This is a genomic window from Streptomyces massasporeus (assembly GCF_014648995.1).
GTDB lineage: Bacteria > Actinomycetota > Actinomycetes > Streptomycetales > Streptomycetaceae > Streptomyces > Streptomyces massasporeus.
Map to the genome: position 1 here is coordinate 66983 of NZ_BMSE01000005.1, position 22269 is coordinate 89251.

Sequence of the window (22269 nt, forward strand, 5' to 3'; positions counted from 1 at the left end):
CACCGGTCGTGCCCGAACTCCCCGACGTCGAGGGCTTCCGGCAGGTGCTCGAGTCCTGCGCGAAAGGACGCGTCATCCGGCGCGTCGACGTGCGGGACGAAGGCGTCCTGCACGGCGTCGACGCCCGGCGGCTGCGGGACGCGCTGGAGGGGCGGCGGTTCGGGACACCGGAGCGGCACGGCAAGTGGCTGCTCGCACGCACCGGCGGCCCGACCCTCGCCCTGCACTTCGGCATGACGGGCCGCCTGGTCTGCGGGCGTGCCGAGGACCCGGTCGAAGCGCATGACCGCGTCCTGTTCACTCTGGGCGGCGGCCGCCAGCTGCGCTTCCGTGACCAGCGCAAACTGCAGGGGCTCTGGCTGGCCCACGAGGAGTCCGACGTGGAGGCGCTGCTGCGGCGGCAGGGGCCCGACGCACTGGAGGTGGACCGTACGCAGTTCGAGAAGGTGCTGTCGTCGCGCCGCGGGCATCTCAAGACAGCGCTCACCGACCAGTCCGTTCTCGCCGGCCTCGGCAATCTGCTCGCCGACGAGATCCTGTGGCGGGCCAGGCTGCGCCCCGACCGCGGGGCGCGCGACCTGAGCCGCGGGGACCGCCGCCGGCTCTACGAGGCCATGCGCCGTACCTTGCGCTCGTCTGTCAGCGCCGGCTGCGTGCCGCCGCGTGACTCCTGGCTCACCGGCCACCGGGACGACCGGGAACCGCGGTGCCCGCGGTGCGGCACCGGGCTGCGCAGGTCCCGGATGGGCGGGCGGGGCACGGTGTGGTGCCCGCGGTGCCAGCCTGACGGATGACCTGGGCAAAGCAGCGCCGAGCAGTGCAGGGCGAGACATCGTGGGCGGCCGGACAGGGCAGCCGCGGCCCTCGTCGCAGCGACGGGCGGCCCGGAGGAGCTGCACCGGCGGCTCAGACGTCCGGCGTCAGGACGGCCGGCGCCCCGGCCGGGATGCCGCCGTCCGCGATGAACTCACAGCCCGTCGAGAAGGTCGCGTCGGTGACGATGAAGAGCACCATGCGGGCGACCTCCTCGGGCTTCCCGAACCGGGGGATCGGCTGCCCCGCCGTGTAGGCGTCGCCGCACCCGGCCGTCACCGGGGTGCGGATGGCACCGGGATGGACGGAGCAGACCCGGACCCGGTCGGGAGCCAGCTCCAGCGCAGCGGCCTTGGGCAGGCCGCGCAAACCCCACTTGCCGGCCGTGTACGCGCGACGCCGGCGTAGGCGGTCAGCCCTGACAGAGAGGACATGTCGACGATGACGCCACCCCCGGCACGGCGCAGCGACGGTGCCACCCCGCGCATGCCCAGCCAGGCACCCGTGAGGTTGACGTCGACGACCCGGCGGAACGACGCGGGGCTCTGCTCCTCCATCGTGCCCCAGTCCATGATCCCCGCGATGTTGGCCGGCACCGAGACCGGCCCCAGGTCCCGCTCCGTGTCGGTCACCGCCCGCTGCCAGTCGTCCTCGCCGGTGACGTCCAGGCGCTGGAAGCGGCTTCGGCCGCCGAGGTCGGCGGCGAGGTCTGTTCCCTCGGCGTCCCGGATGTCGGCGATCACGACGGAGGCACCCTCGGCCGCGAGAGCACGAGCCACCGCGCTTCCGATGCCTCCGGCCCCGCCGGTGACGATCGCCACCCGCTCGCTGAGGCGTCCCATCATCGACCTCCTTCGCTCAGGGTGCCGCCGCGGTCTCGCGCTCCTCGCCCGGAGCCACCAGCGACTGCGTGAACGGGATCCGCGCCAGCGCGAGCACCCCCGCGGCGATCAGCGCGACGCCGAACAGCTGCGGCAGCAGCCACCACCCGGAGCGGATGGTCTCCTCGAACAGGGTGATGCCCAGCGCGAGGCTCACCAGGGCGTCGCCCAGGGTGAGGGCGGGCTGCGAGGCGACCAGCGGACCGGCCTGCATGGCGTTCTCCAGCAGGAACAGCGCGCACACGCCCGTGGCGGCGAAGGCGTAGGTCTGCCAGGCGGTGAGGAAGCCCACGAGGCCCTGTTCGTCGAGGATGTGCATGGCGGCCTTCATCAGCGCCGCGGTCACCGCGTAGCTGATCGCCGTCGCGGCGCCCAGGCAGGCCGCCCGGGCCCGGCCCTGTGGGCGCCGAAGGGCCGCTACGGCGAGGGCGACGACCGCCCCCGCGCACACGGCGAGCGCGGGAATCCAGCGGTCCAGCGCCACATGGGTGCGGTTGCCGGCGGGGGAGGCCGCGGCGAGCGCGACCGCGAGACCGGCCACCACCACCGTCACCGCCAGCCAGCCGGTGCCCGGCAGATGCCGGTGCATCAGCAGCGACGCGACGATGAGAGTGAGCGGCAGCTCCAGCACGAACAGCGGCTGCACGATCGTCAGCGGGCCGGTGGCCAGCGCCAGCGCCTGGCAGACGGCGGCGCCGATCACCGCGACGATCCCGGCCAGCCACACCGGCCGGCGCAGCAGATCGGCGATCAGCCCGGCCCGCAACCCCCGGCGCGCGCGGGGTTCCGACCGGCGAAGGGCCGGGTCAGCCCAGCTTCCGGAAGAGCCCCTCCTGCACCACGGACACGACCAGCCGGCCCTCACGGTCGTAGATTCGCCCCCGGGCCAGACCGCGGCCCCCGACCGCGATCGGCGACTCCTGGTCGTAGAGGAGCCAGTCGTCCGCGCGGAACGGACGGTGGAACCACATCGCGTGGTCCAGCGACGCCAGGTCGAAGCCGCGCGGGCCCCACAGCGGCTCGACCGGGATGCGGACGGCGTCCAGGAGGGTCATGTCGCTGGCGTAGGTGAGGGCGCAGGTGTGCACGAGCGGGTCGTCGCCGAGCGGCCCGACCGCGCGCATCCACACGGCGCTGCGCGGCTCGGCGTCCTCGACCTCCTCGGCGGTCCAGCGCAGCCGGTCCACGTACCGGATGTCGAAGGGCTGGCGCCGGGCCATCCGCTCCAGCTGTTCGGGCAGCGCGCCCAGGTGCTCCCGGATCTCGTCGGTGACGGTGGGCAGGGACTCCGGGTCCGGGACCTCGCGGGCCGGCGGCAGCTGGTGCTCGAAGCTGCCCTCCTCCGGCTTGTGGAAGGAGGCGGTGAGGTTGAAGATCGTGCGGCCCTGCTGCACGGCCGTGACCCGGCGGGTGGTGAACGACCGCCCGTCGCGCACATGCTGGACCTGGTAGACGATCGGCACGCCCGGCCGGCCCGGGCGCAGGAAGTACGCGTGCAGCGAGTGCACCGGGCGGTCGCCCTCCGTGGTGCGGCCGGCGGCGACCAGTGCCTGCCCCGCCACCTGCCCACCGAAGACCCGCTGCAGGGACTCCTGCGGGCTGCGGCCGCGGAAGATGTTGACCTCGATCTGCTCCAGGTCGAGCAGGTCGACGAGCCTCTCGGCCGGGTTCGTCGTCATGGGTGGGATTCTCCTGTGCTCGCTGCTGACCGGCCCGTCACAGCTGGCCGACGTCGGTCACGCGGACGACCGCGCGGCCCTCCGCGTCCGAGGCCGTGAGGTCGACCTCCGCGCTGATGCCCCAGTCGTGGTCGCCGTTCGGGTCGTGGAAGATCTGCCGGACCCGCCACAGGGCGTTCTCCGGCTCCTCCTCGATGAGCAGCAGCTTGGGGCCGCGGGCGTCGGGTCCGGTGCCGAGATCCTCGTACTCGTCCCAGTACTTGTCCATCGCCTCGCCCCACGCGTCGGCGTCCCAGCCGGACTCCCCGTCCATCTCGCCCAGCTCACCGACCTGGTCGAGGGCGGCCAGTTCCACCCGGCGGAACATGGCGTTGCGGACCAGGACACGGAAGGCGCGCGCGTTGGCGGTGACCGGCTTGACCTCGTCGGCCTTCTCCTGGGCCTCCTCGGCGGTCATCTCCGCCGGGTTGGCCAGCTGCTCCCACTCGTCCAGCAGGCTGGAGTCGACCTGGCGCACCATCTCGCCCAGCCAGGCGATCAGGTCCTGAAGGTCCTCGGACTTGAGGTCGTCGGGGACGGTGTGGTCGAGGGCCTTGAAGGCGCTGGCCAGGTAGCGCAGCACGATGCCCTCGGTGCGGGCCAGCTCGTAGTGGGACACCAACTCGGTGAACGACATCGCCCGTTCGTACATGTCGCGGATGACCGACTTCGGCGACAGCGGATGGTCGCCGACCCAGGGGTGGCTCTTGCGGTACGTGTTGTACGCGTGGAAGAGCAGCTCCTCCAGGGGCTTGGGGTAGGTGATGTCCTGGAGCCGCTCCATGCGCTCCTCGTACTCGACCCCGTCCGCCTTCATCTGGGCCACGGCCTCGCCGCGCGCCTTGTTCTGCTGGGCGGCGAGGATCTGCCGCGGGTCGTCCAGGGTCGACTCCACCACGGACACCATGTCGAGGGCGTACGACGGCGACTCGGGGTCGAGCAGTTCGAAGGCGGCGAGCGCGAACGTGGACAGCGGCTGGTTGAGGGCGAAGTCCTGCTGGAGGTCGACCGTGAGACGGACGATGCGCCCCTCGGCGTCCGGCTGGTCGAGCTTCTCGACGATGCCGCCGTCCAGCAGCGAACGGTAGATCGCGATGGCCCGGCGGATATGCCGCAACTGCTGCTTGCGCGGCTCGTGGTTGTCCTCCAGCATGCGGCGCATCGCTTCGAAGGCGTTGCCGGGGCGGGCGATCACCGACAGCAGCATGGTGTGCGTGACCCGGAACCGGGAGGTCAACGGCTCCGGTTCGGAGCCGATGAGCTTCTCGAAGGTCTGCTCCGACCACGCGACGAAGCCCTCCGGGGCCTTCTTGCGGACGACCTTGCGGCGCTTCTTCGGGTCGTCGCCCGCCTTGGCGAGGGCCTTCTCGTTCTCGACGACGTGCTCGGGAGCCTGCGCGACGACGAAGCCCTCCGTGTCGTAGCCGGCCCGCCCGGCCCGGCCGGCGATCTGGTGGAACTCCCGGGCACGCAGGGTGCGTACACGGGTGCCGTCGTACTTGGTGAGGGCCGTGAACAGCACGGTGCGGATGGGGACGTTGACACCGACGCCGAGCGTGTCCGTGCCGCAGATGACCTTCAGCAGACCGGCCTGCGCGAGCTTCTCCACCAGACGGCGGTACTTGGGCAGCATGCCGGCGTGGTGCACGCCGATGCCGTGCCGGACGTAACGGGAGAGGTTGCGGCCGAACTTGGTGGTGAAGCGGAAGTTGCCGATCAGATCGGCGATCTGCTCCTTCTCCTCCTTCGAGCACATGTTGATGCTCATCAGCGCCTGCGCCCGCTCCACGGCCTGCGCCTGCGTGAAGTGCACGATGTAGACGGGCGCCTGCCGGGCGGAGAGCAGATCGGTGAGCGTCTCGGTGAGCGGGGTGTACCGGTATTCGTAGGAGAGCGGCACCGGGCGGGTCGCCGAGCGGACCACCGCGGTCGGGCGGCCCGTGCGGCGGGCGAGGTCCTTCTCGAAGAAGGAGACGTCGCCGAGCGTCGCCGACATCAGCACGAACTGCGCCTGTGGCAGCTCCAGGATGGGGATCTGCCACGCCCAGCCGCGGTCGCCCTCGGCGTAGAAGTGGAACTCGTCCATCACGACCTGGCCGACGTCCGCGTGCCGGCCGTCGCGGAGCGCGATCGACGCGAGCACCTCGGCGGTGCAGCAGATGACCGGGGCGTCGGCGTTGACGGACGCGTCACCGGTGAGCATGCCGACGTTCTCGGTGCCGAAGATCTTGCACAGCTCGAAGAACTTCTCCGACACCAGCGCCTTGATCGGGGCGGTGTAGAAGGTGACCTCGTCCCGGGCCAGCGCGGCGAAGTGCGCGCCCGCCGCGATCATGCTCTTTCCGGAGCCGGTGGGCGTCGACACGATCACGTTCGCGCCGGAGACCACCTCGATCAGCGCCTCCTCCTGGTGGGGGTAGAGCGTGAGACCCCGCTCGCCGGCCCACGACTCGAAGGCTTCGTACAAGGCATCGGGGTCGGGGGTCCGCGGCAGCTGATCGATGAGGGTCACACCCCCCATCTTGCCTGGCCCGATGCCCGATGCGGGAATCGGCTGCGGGCCCGAAGATCACGAACGCTACGCTGGGGCGCCGACGGGACGTCAGCGCGCCCGGTCAACTGGACAGCGGCACACGAGGAATGGGGCGGGCAGCGCCATGATGGGACCAGCACACTCACTGTCGGGAGCCGCCGCCTGGCTGGGCGTCGGCGCGGCCGCCGCGGCGGCCGGGCACCCGATGCCCTGGCCGGTCCTCCTCGTCGGCGCCCTGATCTGCGCCGGAGCCGCTCTCGCCCCGGATCTCGACCACAAGGCGGCCACCATCTCCCGGTCCTTCGGACCGCTGTCGCGCTGGCTGTGCGAGATCGTCGACAAGCTGTCGTACGCCGTCTACAAGGCCACCAAGAAGCAGGGCGACCCGCGCCGCTCCGGCGGGCACCGCACGCTGACGCACACCTGGCTGTGGGCGGTCCTGATCGGTGCGGGCACCTCGGCCGTGGCGATCACCAGTGATCGGTGGGGCGTGCTCGCGGTCCTCTTCGTCCACCTGGTCCTGGCCATCGAGGGCCTGCTGTGGCGGGCGGCACGTGGCTCCAGCAGCGATGTCCTGGTGTGGCTGCTGGCCGCGACCACCGCGTGGATCCTCGCGGGGGTCCTGGACAAGCCGGGCAACGGCGCGGACTGGCTGTTCACGGCGCCGGGGCAGGAGTACCTGTGGCTGGGGCTGCCGGTGGTGCTGGGCGCGATCGTGCACGACATCGGGGACGCGCTGACCGTGTCCGGCTGCCCGATCCTGTGGCCCGTCCCGGTCGGGCGCAAGCGCTGGTACCCGATCGGTCCGCCCAAGGCCATGCGGTTCCGGGCGGGCAGCTGGGTCGAGCTCAAGGTGCTGATGCCGGTGTTCATGCTGCTGGGCGGGGTGGGCTGCGCGGCGGCCCTCAACTTCATCTGACCCCCGCGTTAGCTCCGCCGACCCCAGGAAGCTCCGCCGCCCCAGGAGCCCCGCCCCGCAGGCCTCATCCGCCGCCGTAGCGCCGCTCGAACGCGGCGACCCGGCCCTCCGAGTCCACCGTGCGGGCCTTGCCCGTGTAGAAGGGGTGGCTCTCGGAGGAGATCTCCACGTCCACGACCGGGTAGGTCTCGCCGTCGTCCCATTCGATGGTCTGGTCGCTGGTCGCAGTGGACCGGGTGAGGAACGCGTACCCGGCGGCGCGGTCGCGGAAGACGACGGAGTGGTAGTCGGGGTGCTTGTCCTGCTGCATGGATGCTCCTCGAACGGCTCGGGACGGGCTTGCGATCAGCCGGACAGGGTGTCCTCGTCGACGATGTGCACGGCGGCCTCCTCGGCCGACGCCGCGGCGCCGTCGATGCCCACGTCCATGGCGACCAGCGCCTCCTCCTCGTCCTCGTGGGCGCCCTCGTCGGGTGCCACGAGCCGGCCGGAGCGCGCGGCGCCGACCTCGTTGTCCAGGAGTTCCCCGTCGGAGCCCGCGCAGTCCCCGAGGCCGTCACCGTCCGGGACGGCGGCGTCCGGCAGTTCCTCGGAGAGCCGCTGGTCCAGCGTCTCGCCCCGCTGCCGCTCGGCGGCCGTCACACCGAGGTGCTCGACGGCCCAGGGCCGTTCGGGAGGGGACCAGCCCCGGTCCAGGGGATCGTCGACGCCGTCGTTCTCCAGGGTGTCCTCGGCGTCGAGCAGCCCCGTGTCCTCCCTCTGCTCGTCTTGGTCCGGCTGGTAGACGTCGTCTCCCCAGCCGTCGGAGCTGTTCACGGGTACCTCCAGGGGGTGGGGACGAGCCCGTTGTCACGGGACCCGCTCCGGGCCGCCGCCGCACGGAGCACAGACGCCGCCCGAACCACTGCTTTCCGGGCGCTCCCCGAGCCGGTGCCTGATTCCAGCCTTCCACCCCGCCTCGGGACCGCGCAACGCCAAGGACACGGCCGCCCCCCTGGGAGGCGGACGGCCGTCTCGGACGACGAGGTGCTCAGCCGTGCCACGACCTCCACAGCGCCGCATACGCCCCGTCCGCCGCGACCAGCTCCTCATGGCTGCCCAGCTCGCTGATGCGGCCGTTTTCGACAACGGCGATGACGTCCGCGTCGTGGGCCGTGTGCAGCCGGTGGGCGATGGCGACGACAGTGCGGCCGTCCAGGACCCGGGCCAGGGACCGTTCCAGGTTGCGGGCGGCGCGCGGGTCGAGCAGGGACGTCGCCTCGTCGAGGACCAGCGTGTGCGGGTCGGCCAGCACCAGGCGGGCCAGCGCGATCTGCTGGGCCTGGGCCGGGGTGAGCGCCAGCCCGCCCGAGCCGACCTCGGTGTCCAGGCCCTCCTCCAGTGCACGGGCCCAGCCCTCCGCGTCGACCGCGCCCAGCGCCGCCCACAGCTCGGCATCGACGGCGCCGGTCCGCGCGAGCCGCAGGTTGTCGCGCAGGGAGCCCACGAAGACGTGGTGCTCCTGGTTGACCAGGGCCACATGGGAGCGGACGCGTTCGGCGGGCATCCGGGACAGCTCGGCGCTGCCCAGGGTGATCCGCCCGTCCCGGGGCGCGTAGATCCCGGCGAGCAGCCGGCCCAGCGTGGACTTGCCCGCACCCGAGGGGCCGACCAGGGCCAGCCGGGTGCCGGGGGAGACCTCCAGGGACACCTTGCGCAGGACGTCCACGCCCTCCAGGTAGCCGAAGTGCACCCGGTCGGCGTGCACGTGGCGTCCCTCGGGGGCCACCGACGGATCCCCGGCGTCCGGCTCGATGTCCCGGACCCCGACGAGCCGGGCCAGCGACACCTGGGCCACCTGCAGCTCGTCGTACCAGCGCAGGATCATGCCCACCGGGTCGACCAGCATCTGGGCGATCAGCGCGCCGGTGGTCAGCTGGCCGACGTCGATCCACCCGTGGAGGGCGAACACACCGCCGATCATCAGGACCGAGGCGAGCACGGTCACGTGGGTGATGTTGATGACCGGGAAGAGCACCGACCGCAGCCAGAGCGTGTACCGCTCCCAGGCCGTCCACTCCCGGATCCGCTGCTCGGACAGCCCGACGCGGCGCTCGCCCAGGCGGTGGGCCTCGACGGTGCGCCCGGCGTCCACGGTCTCGGCGAGCGCGGCGGCCACGGCGGCGTACCCGGCGGACTCGGAACGGTAGGCGGAGGGCGCCCGCCGGAAGTACCAGCGGCAGCCGACGATCAGCAGCGGCAGGGCGAGCAGTACGGCGAGCGCCAGTGGCGGCGCCGTGATCACCAGGCCGCCCATCAGCAGGAACACCCACACCACGCCGATCGACAGCTGCGGCACGGCCTCGCGCATGGCGTTGCCGAGGCGGTCGATGTCCGTCGTGATGCGCGACAGCAGGTCGCCGGTCCCGGCTCGCTCCAGCACCCCGGGCGGCAGCCCGACCGACCGGACGAGGAAGTCCTCGCGCAGGTCGGCCAGCATTCGCTCGCCCAGCATCGCGCCGCGCAGCCGTACCTGACGGACGAACACGGCCTGGACGGCCAGTGCGGCCACGAAGAGCCCGGCGGTGAGTTCCAGCCGCAGGTCCCGCGCCCCGTCGGACACCCGCTCCACCAGTCCGCCCAGCAGCCAGGGACCGGCCATCGAGGCGATCACGGCGGCGGTGTTGACGGCGACCAGCAGCAGGAACGCCCGCCGATGGCGGCGCAGCAGTTCGGCCACGTAGGTGCGGACGGTCTCGGGGGCGCCGACCGGCAGGGTGTTCGCCGTCGTCGGGGCCGCCGGGTCGTACGCCGGTGGCGCGACGCCGATCATGCCTTCTCCTCGATCTCTTCCAGTTCCTGCAGGACGTCGTTCACGGCGACGGAGCGGTTCAGCGCGGCCTCGTCGTCCGTCTCGCGGGTGACCACCGCCCGGTAGCGGGGCTCGGTACGCACCAGTTCGCGGTGTGCGCCGACCGCCACGGCCTCGCCGTCGTGCAGGAACACGACCCGGTCGGCGCGGTCCAGCAGCAGCGGCGAGGAGGTGAACACCACGGTCGTGCGCCCGGCGCGCAACTCCCGCACGCCCTGCGCGATCCGCGCCTCGGTGTGCGAGTCGACGGCCGAGGTCGGCTCGTCCAGGACGAGCGCCTCCGGGTCCGTGATCAGCGACCGGGCGAGCGCGAGCCGCTGGCGCTGACCGCCGGACAGGGACCGGCCGCGCTCGGTGATCCGGGCGTCCATGGGGTCGGTGGCGTCCAGTGAGCCCTGCACCAGCGCCGCCAGCACGTCGTCGCACTGCGCGGCCGCCAGCGCCGCTTCCGGCCGGACGACGCCCGACGCGGGTACGTCGAGCAGCTCGCGCAGCGTGCCGGACAGCAGCACCGGGTCCTTGTCCTGGACGAGGACGGCCGTACGGGCGCTGTCCAACGGCAGTTCGTCGAGCGGCACTCCGCCCAGCAGCACCGAGGTGCCCTCCTGGGACGGGTGTCCCCCCAGCCGTTCGGCCAGCAGGCCCGCCGCGTCCGGGTCGCCGCACACCACCGCCGTGAGAAGGCCGGCGGGCACGAGCAGCCCGGTCTGCGGGTCGTACAGGTCGCCGGAGGGGACGTCGGCCGCGCGTGATCCGGCGGTGTCGGTGGGCCGTTGCAGCGACAGCACTCCCGCGGCCCGCTTGGCGGACGGCCGGGAGAAGGAGTACGCCATGGCGATCTCCTCGAAGTGGCGCAGCGGGTAGGTGAGGACCATGACCGAGCTGTAGACGGTGACCAGTTCGCCGACGGTGATCCGGCCCTCGCGCGCCAGCCCCACGCCGTACCAGACGACCGCGATGAGCAGCAGTCCCGGCAGCAGGACCTGGATGGCGGAGATCAGGGACCACATCCGGGCGCTGCGCACGGCCGCGTGGCGTACCTCCTGGGAGGCGCTGCGGTAGCGGTCGAGGAACAGTTCCTCGCCGCCGATGCCGCGCAGCACGCGCAGGCCGGCGACGGTGTCCGAGGCGAGTTCGGTGGCGCGTCCGGCCTTCTCGCGCTGGGTGTCGGCACGCCGGGTGGCGCGGGGCAGCAACGGCAGCACGGCGAGCGCCAGCGCGGGCAGTCCGACGGCGACGACCACGCCGAGCGCCGGCTGGTAGACGAGCAGGCCCACGCAGACCAGCACGATCGTGACCAGAGCCGCGGTGAAGCGGGACAGGGCCTCGACGAACCAGCCGATCTTCTCGACGTCGCCGGTCGAGACCGCCACCACTTCCCCGGCCGCGACGCGCCGCGTCAGCGCCGAGCCCAGATGGGCGGCCTTGCGGGCGAGCAGTTGCTGGACGCGGGCGGCCGCCGTGATCCAGTTGGTGATCGCGGTGCGGTGCAGGAAGGTGTCGCCGACCGCGTTGCCGACGCAGGCCAGCGCCAGCAGGCCGCCCGCCAGGGCGAGCCCGGTGCCGGAGCGGTCGACGACGGCCTGCACGGCGACCCCGACACAGAACGGCAGGGCGGCGACGGAGGCGAAGTGCAGCAGTCCCCAGGCCAGCGACTTGAGCTGACCGCCCAGCTGATTGCGGAAGAGCCACCACAGGAATCGGGGCCCCGAACGCGCGTCCGGCACGCCCGGGTCGGGGTACGGAAGGTCTTGAATCTGCATGACGTCCCAGTGGCTCGTGTCAGGGGGTGGAGTCCGGCCGAAGGCAGCAAACCGTGACAGGTTCGCCCTGTCGCGAGGTGGCGGGCAACAGGTTTTCCGCCCACCGAACGGAACCGGCCGTCCGCCGTGCGCCACCGGCCGACAACCGGCGGAATCGGCCGTTCCCCGGGCGCACGGCCGTCAGCCGGCGGAACCGGCCGTCCTCCGGGCGCACGGCCGACAGCCGGGCGCAGTCGGGCGGCGCCGGGCCGACACCCCTCGCGCACCGACTCTCCGGCCTCGGTCCGCCGTCGCCCGGAACGCGGTGTGACCATGGAGCGATGCACAGTGGTGGCGTACGACGAGCCGTGACCGCGACGGCGGTCCTCGCCTCTTTCCTGACAGTTCTGTCCGCCTGCGGCGGCGCGGAAGGCAGTGGGGCGACACAAGCCGCGGGCCGGGCGGCCCGCACCCATGCGGCCACGGCCGCCCCGACGGGCGTCCCCGGCGTCGGCGACCGGCTCCAGCGGCGGATCCCGTCCGGCTCACGTCAGGTCGTCGCGGTCTACGGCGACGGGAAGGACTCCGCCGACTCCACGGTCGTCCTGTACACGAAGCACGGCTCGACCTGGCAGCGGGAGCGCGGCTGGGCCGGGCACAACGGCAAGAAGGGCTGGACCACCGACCACCACGAGGACGACGACCGCAGCCCCGTGGGCGTGTTCACCCTCAGCGACGCGGGCGGCGTCCTGCCGGACCCGGGCTCCGGACTGCCGTACACCCGCTCCGCGGCCTTCGCCGCCCCGCGCTGGTGGGCCACGTCGCACTGGCACGACTTCGATTACGTCATCGCCATCGACTACAACCGCGTCAAGGGCACCCCGCCGAACGACCCGACCCGACCCGAGGGTGAGAAGAAGGGTGGCGGGATCTGGCTGCACATGGACCACGGCAGCGGCACGTCGGCCTGTGTCAGCGTGCCCGAGCGGGCGATGAGGTACCTCCTGCGCACGCTCGACCCGCGACAGCGTCCCGTGGTGGTGATGGGGGACAGGGCGGACCTGGCGGCATAGTCGTCATTGCGCGGGTGGCCGACTCCCCCGTAGAACACCGCACATGAAGAGACGGATCGTCATGTCCATGCTTGCCGGAGCGACCCTCCTGGCAAGCACCCTCCTCGGCACCGGACCCGCCGGGGCGGCGGACGTCCCGGCCCCGGCGGCCGGCGTCCCCGCCGAGTTCGGCACCGACTGGCACGACCCGGTCACGGCGGCACCGCCGGTGGAACGGCCCTCCGGAACGTCCTGCGAAGTCACCCTCGCCCAGGCGCAGTTCCGTGACTTCACCCCCTATCGCGGCACGTACACACCGCCGGACGGCTGCGGCGACCGCTGGAGCAAGGTGGTGCTGCGCCTCGACGGCAAGGTCAAGGGACGCCAGTACGACCGGCTCGGCTACCTCCGCGTCGGCGGGGTCGAGATCCTCCGGACGTCGACGCCGCAGCCCTCACCCGACGGCATCGAGTGGTCCGTGGAGAAGGACGTCACGCGCTACAGCGACACCTTCCGCACGGGCCGGGACGTCGAGATGCTCATCGGGAACGTCGTCGACGACACCTACACGGGCGTCCTCGACGTCAAGGCCACGCTGACGTTCTACCGGGGCCGACCCGACGGTCCGAGCCCCGACCGGGTCCTCACCCTCGACGGCGACTCGGCCCTCAGCACCCCGCGCAACAGCGAGCGCATCGTCGCCGAGGTGTACGCGACCGGCTCCGGCGGCGGCTGCGAGGAGTACTGGTACCTGACGGTGCCCGATCCGGCCCCCTACTCCTGCAAAGCCGGGCAAGGCCCCTACCGGGAGGTGCGGATCAGCGTGGACGGCAGGCTCGCCGGCATCGCCGCCCCGTTCCCGACAGTGTGGACCGGAGGCTGGTCCAACCCGTTCCTCTGGTACGTGATCCCGGGCCCGCGCGCCTTCGACATCAAGCCGATCACCTACGACCTCACCCCCTTCGCCGGGATCCTCAACGACGGCCGCCCGCATCGCGTCGAGGTCTCGGTCGTCGGTGTACCCGAGGGGCAGACCGGCTGGAGCACGCCCGTCAACGTCCTCGTCTGGCAGGACGAGCAGCGCGCACGGGTCACCGGGAAGCTCACCGTGCACAAGGAAGGCGACCTCACCAACTCGTCGGTTCACACGCCCGGTTCGGAGCACCGGGTCGACACCGAAGGCGCCCACCGGCTGACCGTCGGCGGCTACGCCGACACCTCGCACGGCCGCGTGCGGACCACCGTCAGTCGCGCGCTCGCCAACACCTCCACGCACCGCTGGACCGACGGCGAGACGCGTGACGCGCTCGAAGCCGGCTGGACGGACGGCGAGTCGGTGACCGTCGGCGGGCGTACCACTCGGACCCACCGCGCCTACACGATGGACGGCACGACCACCCTCGGTGCGGGCGACCGCCTGCGCACCGTGCTGACCCTCGGCGACCGCGCCACGGTCGTCGGCGCGGATGGCGGTCGACGCACCGCGTGGTCGCGGTTCGACAACTCCTATACGGGCGATGCGACGTACACGGCGAACGTGCCGCGCGACCAGCGCCACGCGGTCGGCACCACGAGTGAGCGCTACCGGCTGTACGGCTCACGCGGTTGCCACGACCGGACCCTGACCACCGTGCAGGGGGTGCTCACGGAGGACCGCAGCCGGTGCTGAGGTGAGCGGTGGGGTGCGGGTGACGTGTGTCACTTATGACGCTTTTACTTGGCTGAAACGTTGCGGTCTTGTGCGCGATCAAGACAGCCTCCAGAGTGTTCGGAAACGGAAGCCGCTTTCCGTATCGCAGAAGTCCCCTCCGGCTTCTGTGCACCCCGTCCCCCTAGGAGGCTTCGTGCCCCCGTCCGTACCGTCCCTCCCGCGACGCGTCGCACGCACTCTACGTACCTCGCTTTTCGCGCAGGTTACCTGCGCGCTCGTCCTCGGAATCGTCGTCGGAAAGCTGTGGCCGGACACGGCCACGGCTCTCCAGCCGCTCGGCGACGGTTTCACCCGGCTCATCAAGACGGTGATCTCGCCACTGGTGTTCTGCGTGGTCGTCGTCGGCATCGCCAAGGCCGGTGACCTGAAGGCGTTCGGCCGGATCGGGGTCAAGGCCCTCATCTGGTTCGAGATCGCCTCGACGGCCGCCCTGGTCATCGGTCTCGTCGCCGCCAACGTCGTCGGCCCGGGCAGGGGCATGAACGTCGACCCCTCCTCGCTCGACGCCGCGGCGGTGGAGGAGACGACGGGCGGGGGTCATCTGCCCACGACGACCGAGTTCGTCCTGAACGCGCTTCCACAGAGTTTCATCGGATCCTTCGCCGAGAACGAGCTGCTCCAAGTCCTCATCCTGGCCTGCCTGGTGGGTGCCGCCCTGCTGCACCTCGGGCACACCAAGGTGCCGAAGGTCCTGCCCGCGATCGAGCAGGCCCAGGACATCATCTTCGCGGTCGTCGGCTTCATCATGCGGCTGGCCCCGCTCGCGGTGTTCGGCGCGATGGCCCACCTGGTCGGCAACTACGGCCTGGGCGTGATGCGGACGTACGCCAAACTCATCGTGCTCTGCTACGTGGCCGCGGCGCTGTTCGTCGCGCTGCTGGCCGTCGCGCTGAAGCTGGTGACCGGCCTCAGTCTGTGGAAGTTCCTGCGCTACATCCGCGAGGAGATGCTGCTCGCGCTCGGCACCGCGTCCACCGAGTCGGTCATGCCGCGCGTGATGCAGAAGCTGCGCCGGGCCGGTGCCCGCGACGACGCCGTGGGGCTGGTGCTCCCCACCGGCTACTCCTTCAACCTCGACGGCGCCTCGCTCTACCTGTCCATCGGCACGCTGTTCATCGCCCAGGCGGTGGGTGTGGATCTGAGCCTCGGCCAGCAGATCACCGTCGTCCTGGTGCTGATGCTGACCAGCAAGGGCATGGCGGGCATCCCCGGTTCGGCGTTCCTCGCCCTGTCCGCGACTGCCTCGTCCCTGGGGGCGATCCCCGCCGGAGCGGTCGCGCTGCTGCTCGGTGTGGACCGCATCATGGACTCGATGCGCGTCGTCACGAACCTGCTCGGCAACTGCGTCGCCGTCTTCGCGGTGTCCCGCTGGGAGGGAGCCCTGGACACGGACCGGGCGAAGAAGGTGCTCGACGGGGAGGACACCTCCACGCCGGGCGACGGCGAGAAGGGCCTCGGCGCTGAGAAGAACGGCGGTGCTGAGAAGGGCGCCGGTCCCGAGAAGGGCCTCGGCGGTGAGGCCGGCACCGAGGCGCTGGCGCCGGGCATCCCGGCCCAGAAGCCCAAGGAGCTCAATGAGTCCAAGGAACTCAAGGAGCCCGCTCCCGAGGCCGGTTGACCGGAACCGAGTGGGCCGCGGTCTCCGCTCCGGCAGGGCGAGCGGAGGCCGCGGCCCACTGCCGTGTCCCGGCCCGTCAGCAGGGCCCCGCAGGCGTTCCGTCGATCAGGGTGTTCAGCAACCCCCCGAGCGCCTCCCGCTGATCCCCCGTCAGCGGCGCGAGGATCTCCTCCGCGGCCGATCTGCGCGCCGCCCGCAGCTCGCGCAGCGCGCTCCGGCCGTCGTCCGTGAGCTCGATGCGGATCACCCGCCGGTTCGCCGGGTCCGGGACCCGCCGCACCTTGCCGCTCACCTCCAGGCCGTCGACCAGAGTCGTCACGGCCCGCGGCACCACCTCGAGGCGCTCGGCCAGGTCGGCCATGCGCGGCGGCGAGCCCCAGTGCGCCAGCGTGCGCAACAGCCGGGACTGGGCCGGGGTGATGCCGAGGTCGCGGTGCTCCAGATGGCGTTTCTGGATACGGTGCACCCGGCGGGTGAGCCGCAGCAACTGCTCGGCGAGCAGGCCGTCGGGGTCGGGCGTGGTCATGCGGGAACAATATCAGGATGCAGTTCATTGTGAGCATAGGTAACAATGAGCTGTGATCCGATCCGCCGCATCCCTCGTAGGAGCCCATGCATCCCGACCGTGAAGCCCCCTGGACCCTGCCGGCCGACTCGAAGGAGCAGCCCCGGCAGGTCCGCCGCATCCTCGGCCTCTTCCGCCCCTACCGGGGCCGCCTCGCGATCGTCGGCCTGCTGGTCGGCGCCGCGTCGCTGGTCTCGGTCGCCACGCCCTTCCTGCTGAAGGAGATCCTCGACGTCGCGATCCCCGAGGGGCGCACGGGCCTGCTCAGCCTCCTCGCCCTGGGCATGATCCTCAGCGCCGTCCTGACCAGCGTCTTCGGAGTCCTCCAGACCCTGATCTCCACGACGGTCGGCCAGCGCGTCATGCACGACCTGCGCACCGCCGTCTACGGCCGGCTCCAGCGCATGTCCCTCGCCTTCTTCACGCGCACCCGTACGGGCGAGGTGCAGTCCCGCATCGCCAACGACATCGGCGGCATGCAGGCCACCGTCACCTCCACCGCGACCTCCCTGGTCTCCAACGTCACCAGCGTGGTCGCCACCATCGTCGCGATGATCGCCCTCGACTGGCGCCTGACGGTCGTCTCCCTGCTGTTGCTGCCGGTGTTCGTGTGGATCAGCCGCCGTGTCGGCAACGAACGCCGCAAGATCACCACGCAGCGCCAGAAGCAGATGGCCGCCATGGCCGCCACCGTCACCGAGTCGCTCTCCGTCAGCGGCATCCTGCTGGGCCGCACGATGGGCCGCTCCGACTCGCTGACGAAGTCCTTCTCCGACGAGTCCGAGGAGCTCGTCGACCTGGAGGTGCGGTCGAACATGGCAGGCCGGTGGCGCATGGCCGTCATCACGATCGTCATGGCCGCCCTGCCCGCCGTCATCTACTGGACCGCCGGCATGGCCCTCCAACTGGGCGGCCCGGAGGTCTCCATCGGCACGATCGTCGCCTTCGTCTCGCTCCAGCAGGGCCTGTTCCGCCCGGCCGTGAGCCTGCTGTCGACCGGAGTGCAGATCCAGACCTCGCTCGCCCTCTTCCAGCGCATCTTCGAGTACCTCGACCTGCCGATCGACATCACCGAGCGTCCCGACCCGGTGCGCCTCGACCGGATCAAGGGAGAGGTCCGCTTCGAGAACGTCTCCTTCGGCTACGACGACAAGGGCGGCCCGGTCCTCGACGGCATCGACCTCACCGTCCCGGCGGGCAGCAGCCTCGCCCTCGTCGGCTCCACCGGCGCCGGCAAGTCCACGCTGGGCTATCTGGTGCCCCGTCTCTACGACGTCACCGGCGGCCGCGTCACCCTCGACGGGACCGACGTCCGCGACCTCGACTTCGACACCCTGGCGCGCGCGGTCGGCGTCGTCTCGCAGGAGACGTACCTCTTCCACGCCTCGGTCGCCGAGAACCTCCGCTTCGCCAAGCCCGACGCCACCGACGAGGAATTGCACCAGGCGGCGAAGGCCGCCCAGATCCACGACCACATCGCGGCCCTGCCCGACGGGTACGACACCGTCGTCGGCGAGCGCGGCCACCGCTTCTCCGGCGGGGAGAAGCAGCGCCTGGCCATCGCCCGTACCATCCTGCGCGACCCGCCGGTGCTCATCCTCGACGAGGCCACCAGCGCGCTGGACACCCGGACCGAGGCCGCCGTCCAGGACGCCATCGACGCCCTGTCGGCCAACCGCACCACCCTCACCATCGCCCACCGGCTGTCCACCGTGCGCGGCGCCGACCAGATCGTGGTCCTCGACTCGGGCCGCGCGGTCGAACGCGGCACGCACGAGGAGCTCCTGGAGGAGGGCGGACGGTACGCGGCGCTGGTACGCCGGGACGCTCAACTGGAACCGACAAGCTGAAAATATGCCGAGTTTGTGACGATATACGGGTTACCGTGCCCGCATGCAGAAGAACACTCCGCCACGGAGCACGATTCGACTGACGCGCAGGGGCCGCATCGCCCTCGTCGCGACCGGAGCCGTCGTGGTCGGTACCGCCGTGGCGGTGCCGCTGCTGACTCTGGGGACCGAGGAGGAGAGCCGCCCCACGACCCTGGCGGTCCCCGAGGGATGGCGCGCGAGCCAGGTGTACACGGCCGTCGACAAGGCCCTCGCCCTGCCCGCCGGCAGTACGAAGAAGTCCCTGGACAAGGCCGCCCTGAAGCTGCCGAACGACGCCGAGGGCAATCCGGAGGGCTACCTCTTCCCGGCCACCTATCCGCTCCAGGAGAAGGTCACGCCGGACAAGCTCCTCGCGCTGATGGTGGACACCGCGAACGAGAAGTTCAACGGCGCGCCCATCGCCGCCGGGGCGCAGCGCAACGCCATGAACGTGTACCAGGCCGTCACCATCGCGAGCATCGTCCAGGCGGAGGCGGCCACCAGGGCCGACATGGGCAAGGTGGCCCGGGTGATCTTCAACCGTCTCGAGCGCGGCATGCCGCTGCAGATGGACTCCACCATCAACTACGCCCTCAACCGCTCCACCCTGCGTACGACGGAGAGCGACACCCGGATCGAGAGCCCCTACAACTCGTACCAGCGCATGGGCCTGCCGCCCACGCCCATCGCCAACCCCGGCGAGGAGGCGATGCGCGCGGCCATCAACCCGCCCCCGGGCAACTGGCTGTACTTCGTCACGGTCCGCCCGGGCGACACCCGCTTCACCGCGGACTACCAGCAACACCAGCGCAACGTCGCGGAGTTCAACGCGCAGGCGAAGAAGAAGAGCGGGGCGCAGGCGGCCGGGTGAGGTCCTGGTGGGCCCCGCCCCGTGTCACGCCGCGGCCGGCTCCCGCTCCAGCCACCGCCGGATGTCCCGCACGGCCGCGCGGCCGGCGCGGTTGGCTCCGATGGTGCTGGCCGACGGTCCGTAGCCGACCAGATGGATACGGGGGTCCGCGGCCGCGTGGGTGCCTTCCATGCGGATGCCGCCGCCCGGGGCGCGCAGATGCAGGGGCGCGAGGTGGTCGATGGCGGCGCGGAAGCCGGTGGCCCAGAGGATGACGTCGGCGTCGATGTGGCGGCCGTCCTCCCAATCCACTCCCGTGGGCGTGATGCGGTCGAACATCGGCTGACGGTCGAGCACCCCGTCCTCGATGCCCTGCCGGATCGCGTCGTTGAGCGGCAGCCCGGTGACCGAGACGACACTGCGGGGCGGCAGCCCCTGCCGCACCCGTTCCTCGACGAGCGCCACCGCCGCGCGGCCGGCGCCCTCGTCGAAGGGGCCCTCGCGGAAGACCGGCGGGCGCCGCGTCACCCAGGTGGTGGCCGCCGCGTAGGAGGCGATCTCCAGCAGGTGCTGGGTGCCCGAGGCGCCGCCGCCCACGACCACGACCCGCTGCCCGGCGAACTCCTCGGGCCCGGGGTACTGCGCGGTGTGCAACTGCCGCCCCCGGAAGGTCTCCTGGCCCGGGTAGCGCGGCCAGAACGGCCGGTCCCAGGTGCCGGTCGCGTTGATCAGCGCCCGGGTCGACCACACACCGTCCGAGGTCTCCACGAGCAGCCGCCCGCCGGGCCCCTCGCGCACGGCCCGTACATCCACCGGGCGCCTGACCCGCAGGTCGAAGGTCCGCTCGTAGCGGTCGAAGTACTCGCGGATCACCTCGGCGGACGGGCGCTCCGGGTCCGCGTCCGTGAGCTCCATGCCCGGCAGGGCGTGCATCCCGTGCACCTTGCCGTACGTCAGCGACGGCCAGCGGAACTGCCAGGCGCCCCCGGGGCCGGGGGAGTGGTCCAGCACCACGAAGTCGCGGCCCGGCTCGAAACCGGACCGCCGCAGGTGATAGGCGCCTGCCAGACCGGCCTGACCAGCGCCTACGACGACCACCTCGACCTCGCGCATGGTGTTCACTCTTCTACTAACCGGGACGGGGTCGTGGATCTTCCCAGGGTGGATCTTCTCGGCGGAGGGCGTGGCTCCGAACGAGTGGACTCCCCGCCCGCGCCACAAGGCGGCCCCCGCCACCGGTGCGGGTGGTGATGTTCCTTCGTCCCGCCCCCTCCGGAAGAGGCGCCCCGATGCGACGTACTCCCTCCCGCCGTCTGTTCGCCGCAGCACTGCTCGTGGCGTCGGTGCAACCCCCGCGAGGTCCTCGCCTACGGCTTCCGGCACGCGAACACCTTCGGGCCGGGCCAGGACTTCCAGTACTCCAACAGCAAATCTCGTCCTGCTGGGCCTGGTGATCGAGAAGGTCACCGGCCGCAAGCTCGCCGACATCCTCCACGAGCGGGTGCTCCGCCCGGCCGGTCCGCGCCACACCCTCTTCCCGCAGGACGACGAGTTCCCCGAGCGACCCGCGCGGCTACACCGACCAGACGCTCAGCGGCGAGGTCGAGGACGTCACCGACTGGCACCCCAGCCGGGCCTGGGCGGCCGGGGTGATGATCTCGGACCTGCACGACCTGCGCCGCTGAGCGAAGGTCGTCGCCACCGGCGAACTGCTCAGCCCGGAGACCCAGGCACAGCGCCTGAGGATGCTGCCGACCGGCTACCCCGGCACCGACTACGGCCTCGGCATCTTCCTACGGCCTCGGCATCTTCGAGACCAACGGCTGGATCGGCCGCAACGGCTCGATCCCGGGCTACGAGACCGTGACCGTCTGCCTGCCCTCGCAGAAGGCCACCCTGGTCATCATGATCAACACGGATCTCGTGGTCGACGGCCAGGAACCGTCGACGCTGCTCGCCCGGGCGAGCACCGCGGTCGCGACCCCCGACAACGTCTACGACTGCTCGGCCGTCACCAGGGCGTGACGCGCGGGGCCCCCGCCGGTCGGCGGGGCCCCTGCCGCAGCCTCACGACCCGGTGGAAGGGCGCGCCGGGGTCGTCGAAGGGGGCAGGTCGCCGTTGAACCGGGTGTCGGTGAACTCGGCGAAGTCCACCTTGCGCGGGATGAGCTTCAACGACGTGAAGGTGTCGGCGATCTCCTGCTCGGAGGCGATCAGCGGCTTGTCGACGGCGACCGCGATCCGGGTCGTGTAGGTACGCTTCACCGCCGCCAGCGCCACGTCCTCGGGGAGCCCGGTGTCCTCGGCCCAGACTTTCGCCCACTCCTCCTGGTGGTCGTACACCCAGGTGTAGGCGCGCCGCAGCCGCTCCAGATAGTCCTTGAGGGCGGCCGACTTCTTCTTGTCCTTCAGCGCGGCCGGGGCCGCGACCTGGAAGGTGTGCCCGTTGGTCACGCCGTCGCCGTCGGTCAGCACCCGCCCCTGCCCGCCCTGGAGGATCTGGGAGGTGTACGGGTCCCACACCGCCCACGCGTCGACCTTGCCGGAGGTGAACGCGGCGAGCGCGTCGGCCGGCTGGAGGTACTTGACCTTGACGTCGCTCAGCTTCAGCCCGGCCTTCTCAAGGGACGCGACCAGTTGGAAGTGGGCGGAGGACCCCTGGGCGACGGCGACCGAACGGCCCTTCAGCTGCTCGGGGTTCTTCAGGGGCGAGTCCTTCGGGACGAGGATGGTGTCGCCCTTGGACGTGCCGTGCCAGGCGCCGACGACCTTGATCTTCGAACCCGCACCGGCCGCGAAGACCGGCGGGGTGTTGCCCACGCCTCCGGTGTCGACGGCCCCGGCGTTGATGGCCTCCAGCAGCGGCGGGCCGGAGGTGAACGTCGACCACTTGATCTTGTAGTCGAGGTCCTTCAGTTCCCCGGCGGCCCGCAGGATGGCCTCCGAACCGCCCTTCTGGTCACCGACGTTCAGGGTCACGGAGCCCTTGCCGTCGACGCGGCCCCCGGACGTACTGGCCGCCGAGTTGCCGCCGCAGGCGGAGAGCAGCAGGGCCAGGGGGAGGAGCAGGGCTGCGGGGGCGAGGCGTCGTCGTCGCATGGTGGTGCTTCCGTTCGTGTGGGTCGTGCGGGCCGTACGGGGTGTA

At 71.7% G+C, this 22269-nt stretch carries 19 protein-coding genes and 1 pseudogene; 9 read left to right on the plus strand and 11 right to left on the minus strand.

Going from position 1 to position 22269, the window contains the following annotated elements; translation table 11 throughout:
* Positions 1–8 precede the first annotated feature (8 nt).
* Entirely contained in the window at positions 9–794 is a 786-nt protein-coding gene (locus tag IE153_RS14140; protein ID WP_189590054.1) for an Fpg/Nei family DNA glycosylase, read from the plus strand.
* Positions 795–906: 112 nt separating this feature from the next.
* Here IE153_RS14140 and IE153_RS14145 read toward each other — a convergent pair.
* The 4 genes and pseudogenes from IE153_RS14145 to IE153_RS14160 all read right to left on the minus strand — a co-directional run bounded on the left by IE153_RS14145 (position 907) and on the right by IE153_RS14160 (position 5924).
* Positions 907–1658: pseudogene (locus IE153_RS14145) on the minus strand (SDR family oxidoreductase).
* Between the two features lie 13 nt (positions 1659–1671).
* Complete coding sequence (locus IE153_RS14150) at positions 1672–2559, minus strand: DMT family transporter (RefSeq protein WP_438817917.1); 888 nt, start codon at positions 2557–2559, stop codon at positions 1672–1674.
* Positions 2501–3373 (minus strand): acyl-CoA thioesterase, encoded by an 873-nt coding sequence (locus IE153_RS14155; RefSeq protein WP_189590055.1) that lies wholly within the window; start codon positions 3371–3373, stop codon positions 2501–2503. The genes IE153_RS14150 and IE153_RS14155 overlap by 59 nt, the downstream gene beginning before the upstream one ends.
* Before the next feature lie 37 nt (positions 3374–3410).
* Positions 3411–5924 (minus strand): DEAD/DEAH box helicase, encoded by a 2514-nt coding sequence (locus IE153_RS14160; RefSeq protein ID WP_189590056.1) that lies wholly within the window; start codon positions 5922–5924, stop codon positions 3411–3413.
* Between the two features lie 145 nt (positions 5925–6069).
* Between IE153_RS14160 and IE153_RS14165 the strand changes: the two genes are divergently transcribed.
* Positions 6070–6864: a metal-dependent hydrolase gene (locus IE153_RS14165; RefSeq protein WP_189590057.1), complete on the plus strand. Its 795-nt coding sequence runs from the start codon at positions 6070–6072 to the stop codon at positions 6862–6864.
* Positions 6865–6928: 64 nt separating this feature from the next.
* On the opposite strand, the gene IE153_RS14170 is transcribed toward IE153_RS14165, so the two are convergent.
* From IE153_RS14170 to IE153_RS14185, 4 genes are all read right to left on the minus strand, one after another.
* On the minus strand, positions 6929–7174 hold the full coding sequence (locus IE153_RS14170; protein WP_097215271.1) for a type B 50S ribosomal protein L31: 246 nt from the start codon (positions 7172–7174) through the stop codon (positions 6929–6931).
* Between the two features lie 35 nt (positions 7175–7209).
* A complete protein-coding gene (locus IE153_RS14175; RefSeq protein WP_030835227.1) occupies positions 7210–7680 on the minus strand; it encodes a DUF5709 domain-containing protein in 471 nt (156 codons plus the stop codon).
* A gap of 214 nt (positions 7681–7894) precedes the next feature.
* Positions 7895–9676 carry an ABC transporter ATP-binding protein gene (locus IE153_RS14180; RefSeq protein WP_189590058.1) on the minus strand — a complete coding sequence of 594 codons (1782 nt, stop codon included), beginning with the start codon at positions 9674–9676 and terminating at the stop codon, positions 7895–7897.
* Positions 9673–11478 carry an ABC transporter ATP-binding protein gene (locus IE153_RS14185; protein WP_189590059.1) on the minus strand — a complete coding sequence of 602 codons (1806 nt, stop codon included), beginning with the start codon at positions 11476–11478 and terminating at the stop codon, positions 9673–9675. Before IE153_RS14185 ends, IE153_RS14180 begins: the two co-directional genes overlap by 4 nt.
* 320 nt (positions 11479–11798) lie before the next feature.
* Here IE153_RS14185 and IE153_RS14190 point away from each other — a divergent pair, with 320 nt between their 5' ends.
* From IE153_RS14190 to IE153_RS14200, 3 genes are all read left to right on the plus strand, one after another.
* Positions 11799–12530, plus strand: a complete 732-nt coding sequence (locus IE153_RS14190) for a L,D-transpeptidase family protein (protein ID WP_189590060.1) — start codon at positions 11799–11801, stop codon at positions 12528–12530.
* 43 nt (positions 12531–12573) lie between these two features.
* The gene (locus IE153_RS14195; protein WP_189590061.1) at positions 12574–14178 is read left to right on the plus strand and encodes a peptide-N4-asparagine amidase; all 1605 of its coding nucleotides are present in this window, start codon (positions 12574–12576) and stop codon (positions 14176–14178) included.
* A 175-nt stretch (positions 14179–14353) separates the two neighbouring features.
* Positions 14354–15838 carry a cation:dicarboxylate symporter family transporter gene (locus IE153_RS14200; RefSeq protein WP_229828991.1) on the plus strand — a complete coding sequence of 495 codons (1485 nt, stop codon included), beginning with the start codon at positions 14354–14356 and terminating at the stop codon, positions 15836–15838.
* Between the two features lie 76 nt (positions 15839–15914).
* On the opposite strand, the gene IE153_RS14205 is transcribed toward IE153_RS14200, so the two are convergent.
* A complete protein-coding gene (locus tag IE153_RS14205) occupies positions 15915–16364 on the minus strand; it encodes a MarR family winged helix-turn-helix transcriptional regulator (protein ID WP_189590062.1) in 450 nt (149 codons plus the stop codon).
* Positions 16365–16450: 86 nt separating this feature from the next.
* Between IE153_RS14205 and IE153_RS14210 the strand changes: the two genes are divergently transcribed.
* Complete coding sequence (locus IE153_RS14210) at positions 16451–18253, plus strand: ABC transporter ATP-binding protein (RefSeq protein ID WP_189590063.1); 1803 nt, start codon at positions 16451–16453, stop codon at positions 18251–18253.
* Between the two features lie 43 nt (positions 18254–18296).
* On the plus strand, positions 18297–19145 hold the full coding sequence (mltG, locus tag IE153_RS14215) for an endolytic transglycosylase MltG (RefSeq protein WP_189590064.1): 849 nt from the start codon (positions 18297–18299) through the stop codon (positions 19143–19145).
* Positions 19146–19169: 24 nt separating this feature from the next.
* Here mltG and IE153_RS14220 read toward each other — a convergent pair whose 3' ends face one another.
* The gene (locus tag IE153_RS14220) at positions 19170–20246 is read right to left on the minus strand and encodes an NAD(P)-binding domain-containing protein (protein ID WP_189590065.1); all 1077 of its coding nucleotides are present in this window, start codon (positions 20244–20246) and stop codon (positions 19170–19172) included.
* Between IE153_RS14220 and IE153_RS14225 the strand changes: the two genes are divergently transcribed.
* Both IE153_RS14225 and IE153_RS14230 read left to right on the plus strand, forming a co-directional pair.
* Entirely contained in the window at positions 20236–20991 is a 756-nt protein-coding gene (locus tag IE153_RS14225) for a serine hydrolase (protein WP_229828992.1), read from the plus strand. The two genes, IE153_RS14220 and IE153_RS14225, sit on opposite strands and share 11 nt — an antisense overlap.
* Positions 20988–21149, plus strand: a complete 162-nt coding sequence (locus tag IE153_RS14230; RefSeq protein ID WP_189590067.1) for a hypothetical protein — start codon at positions 20988–20990, stop codon at positions 21147–21149. Before IE153_RS14225 ends, IE153_RS14230 begins: the two co-directional genes overlap by 4 nt.
* A 42-nt stretch (positions 21150–21191) precedes the next feature.
* Here IE153_RS14230 and IE153_RS14235 read toward each other — a convergent pair whose 3' ends face one another.
* The gene (locus tag IE153_RS14235) at positions 21192–22223 is read right to left on the minus strand and encodes an ABC transporter substrate-binding protein (protein WP_189590068.1); all 1032 of its coding nucleotides are present in this window, start codon (positions 22221–22223) and stop codon (positions 21192–21194) included.
* Positions 22224–22269: the final 46 nt, after the last annotated feature.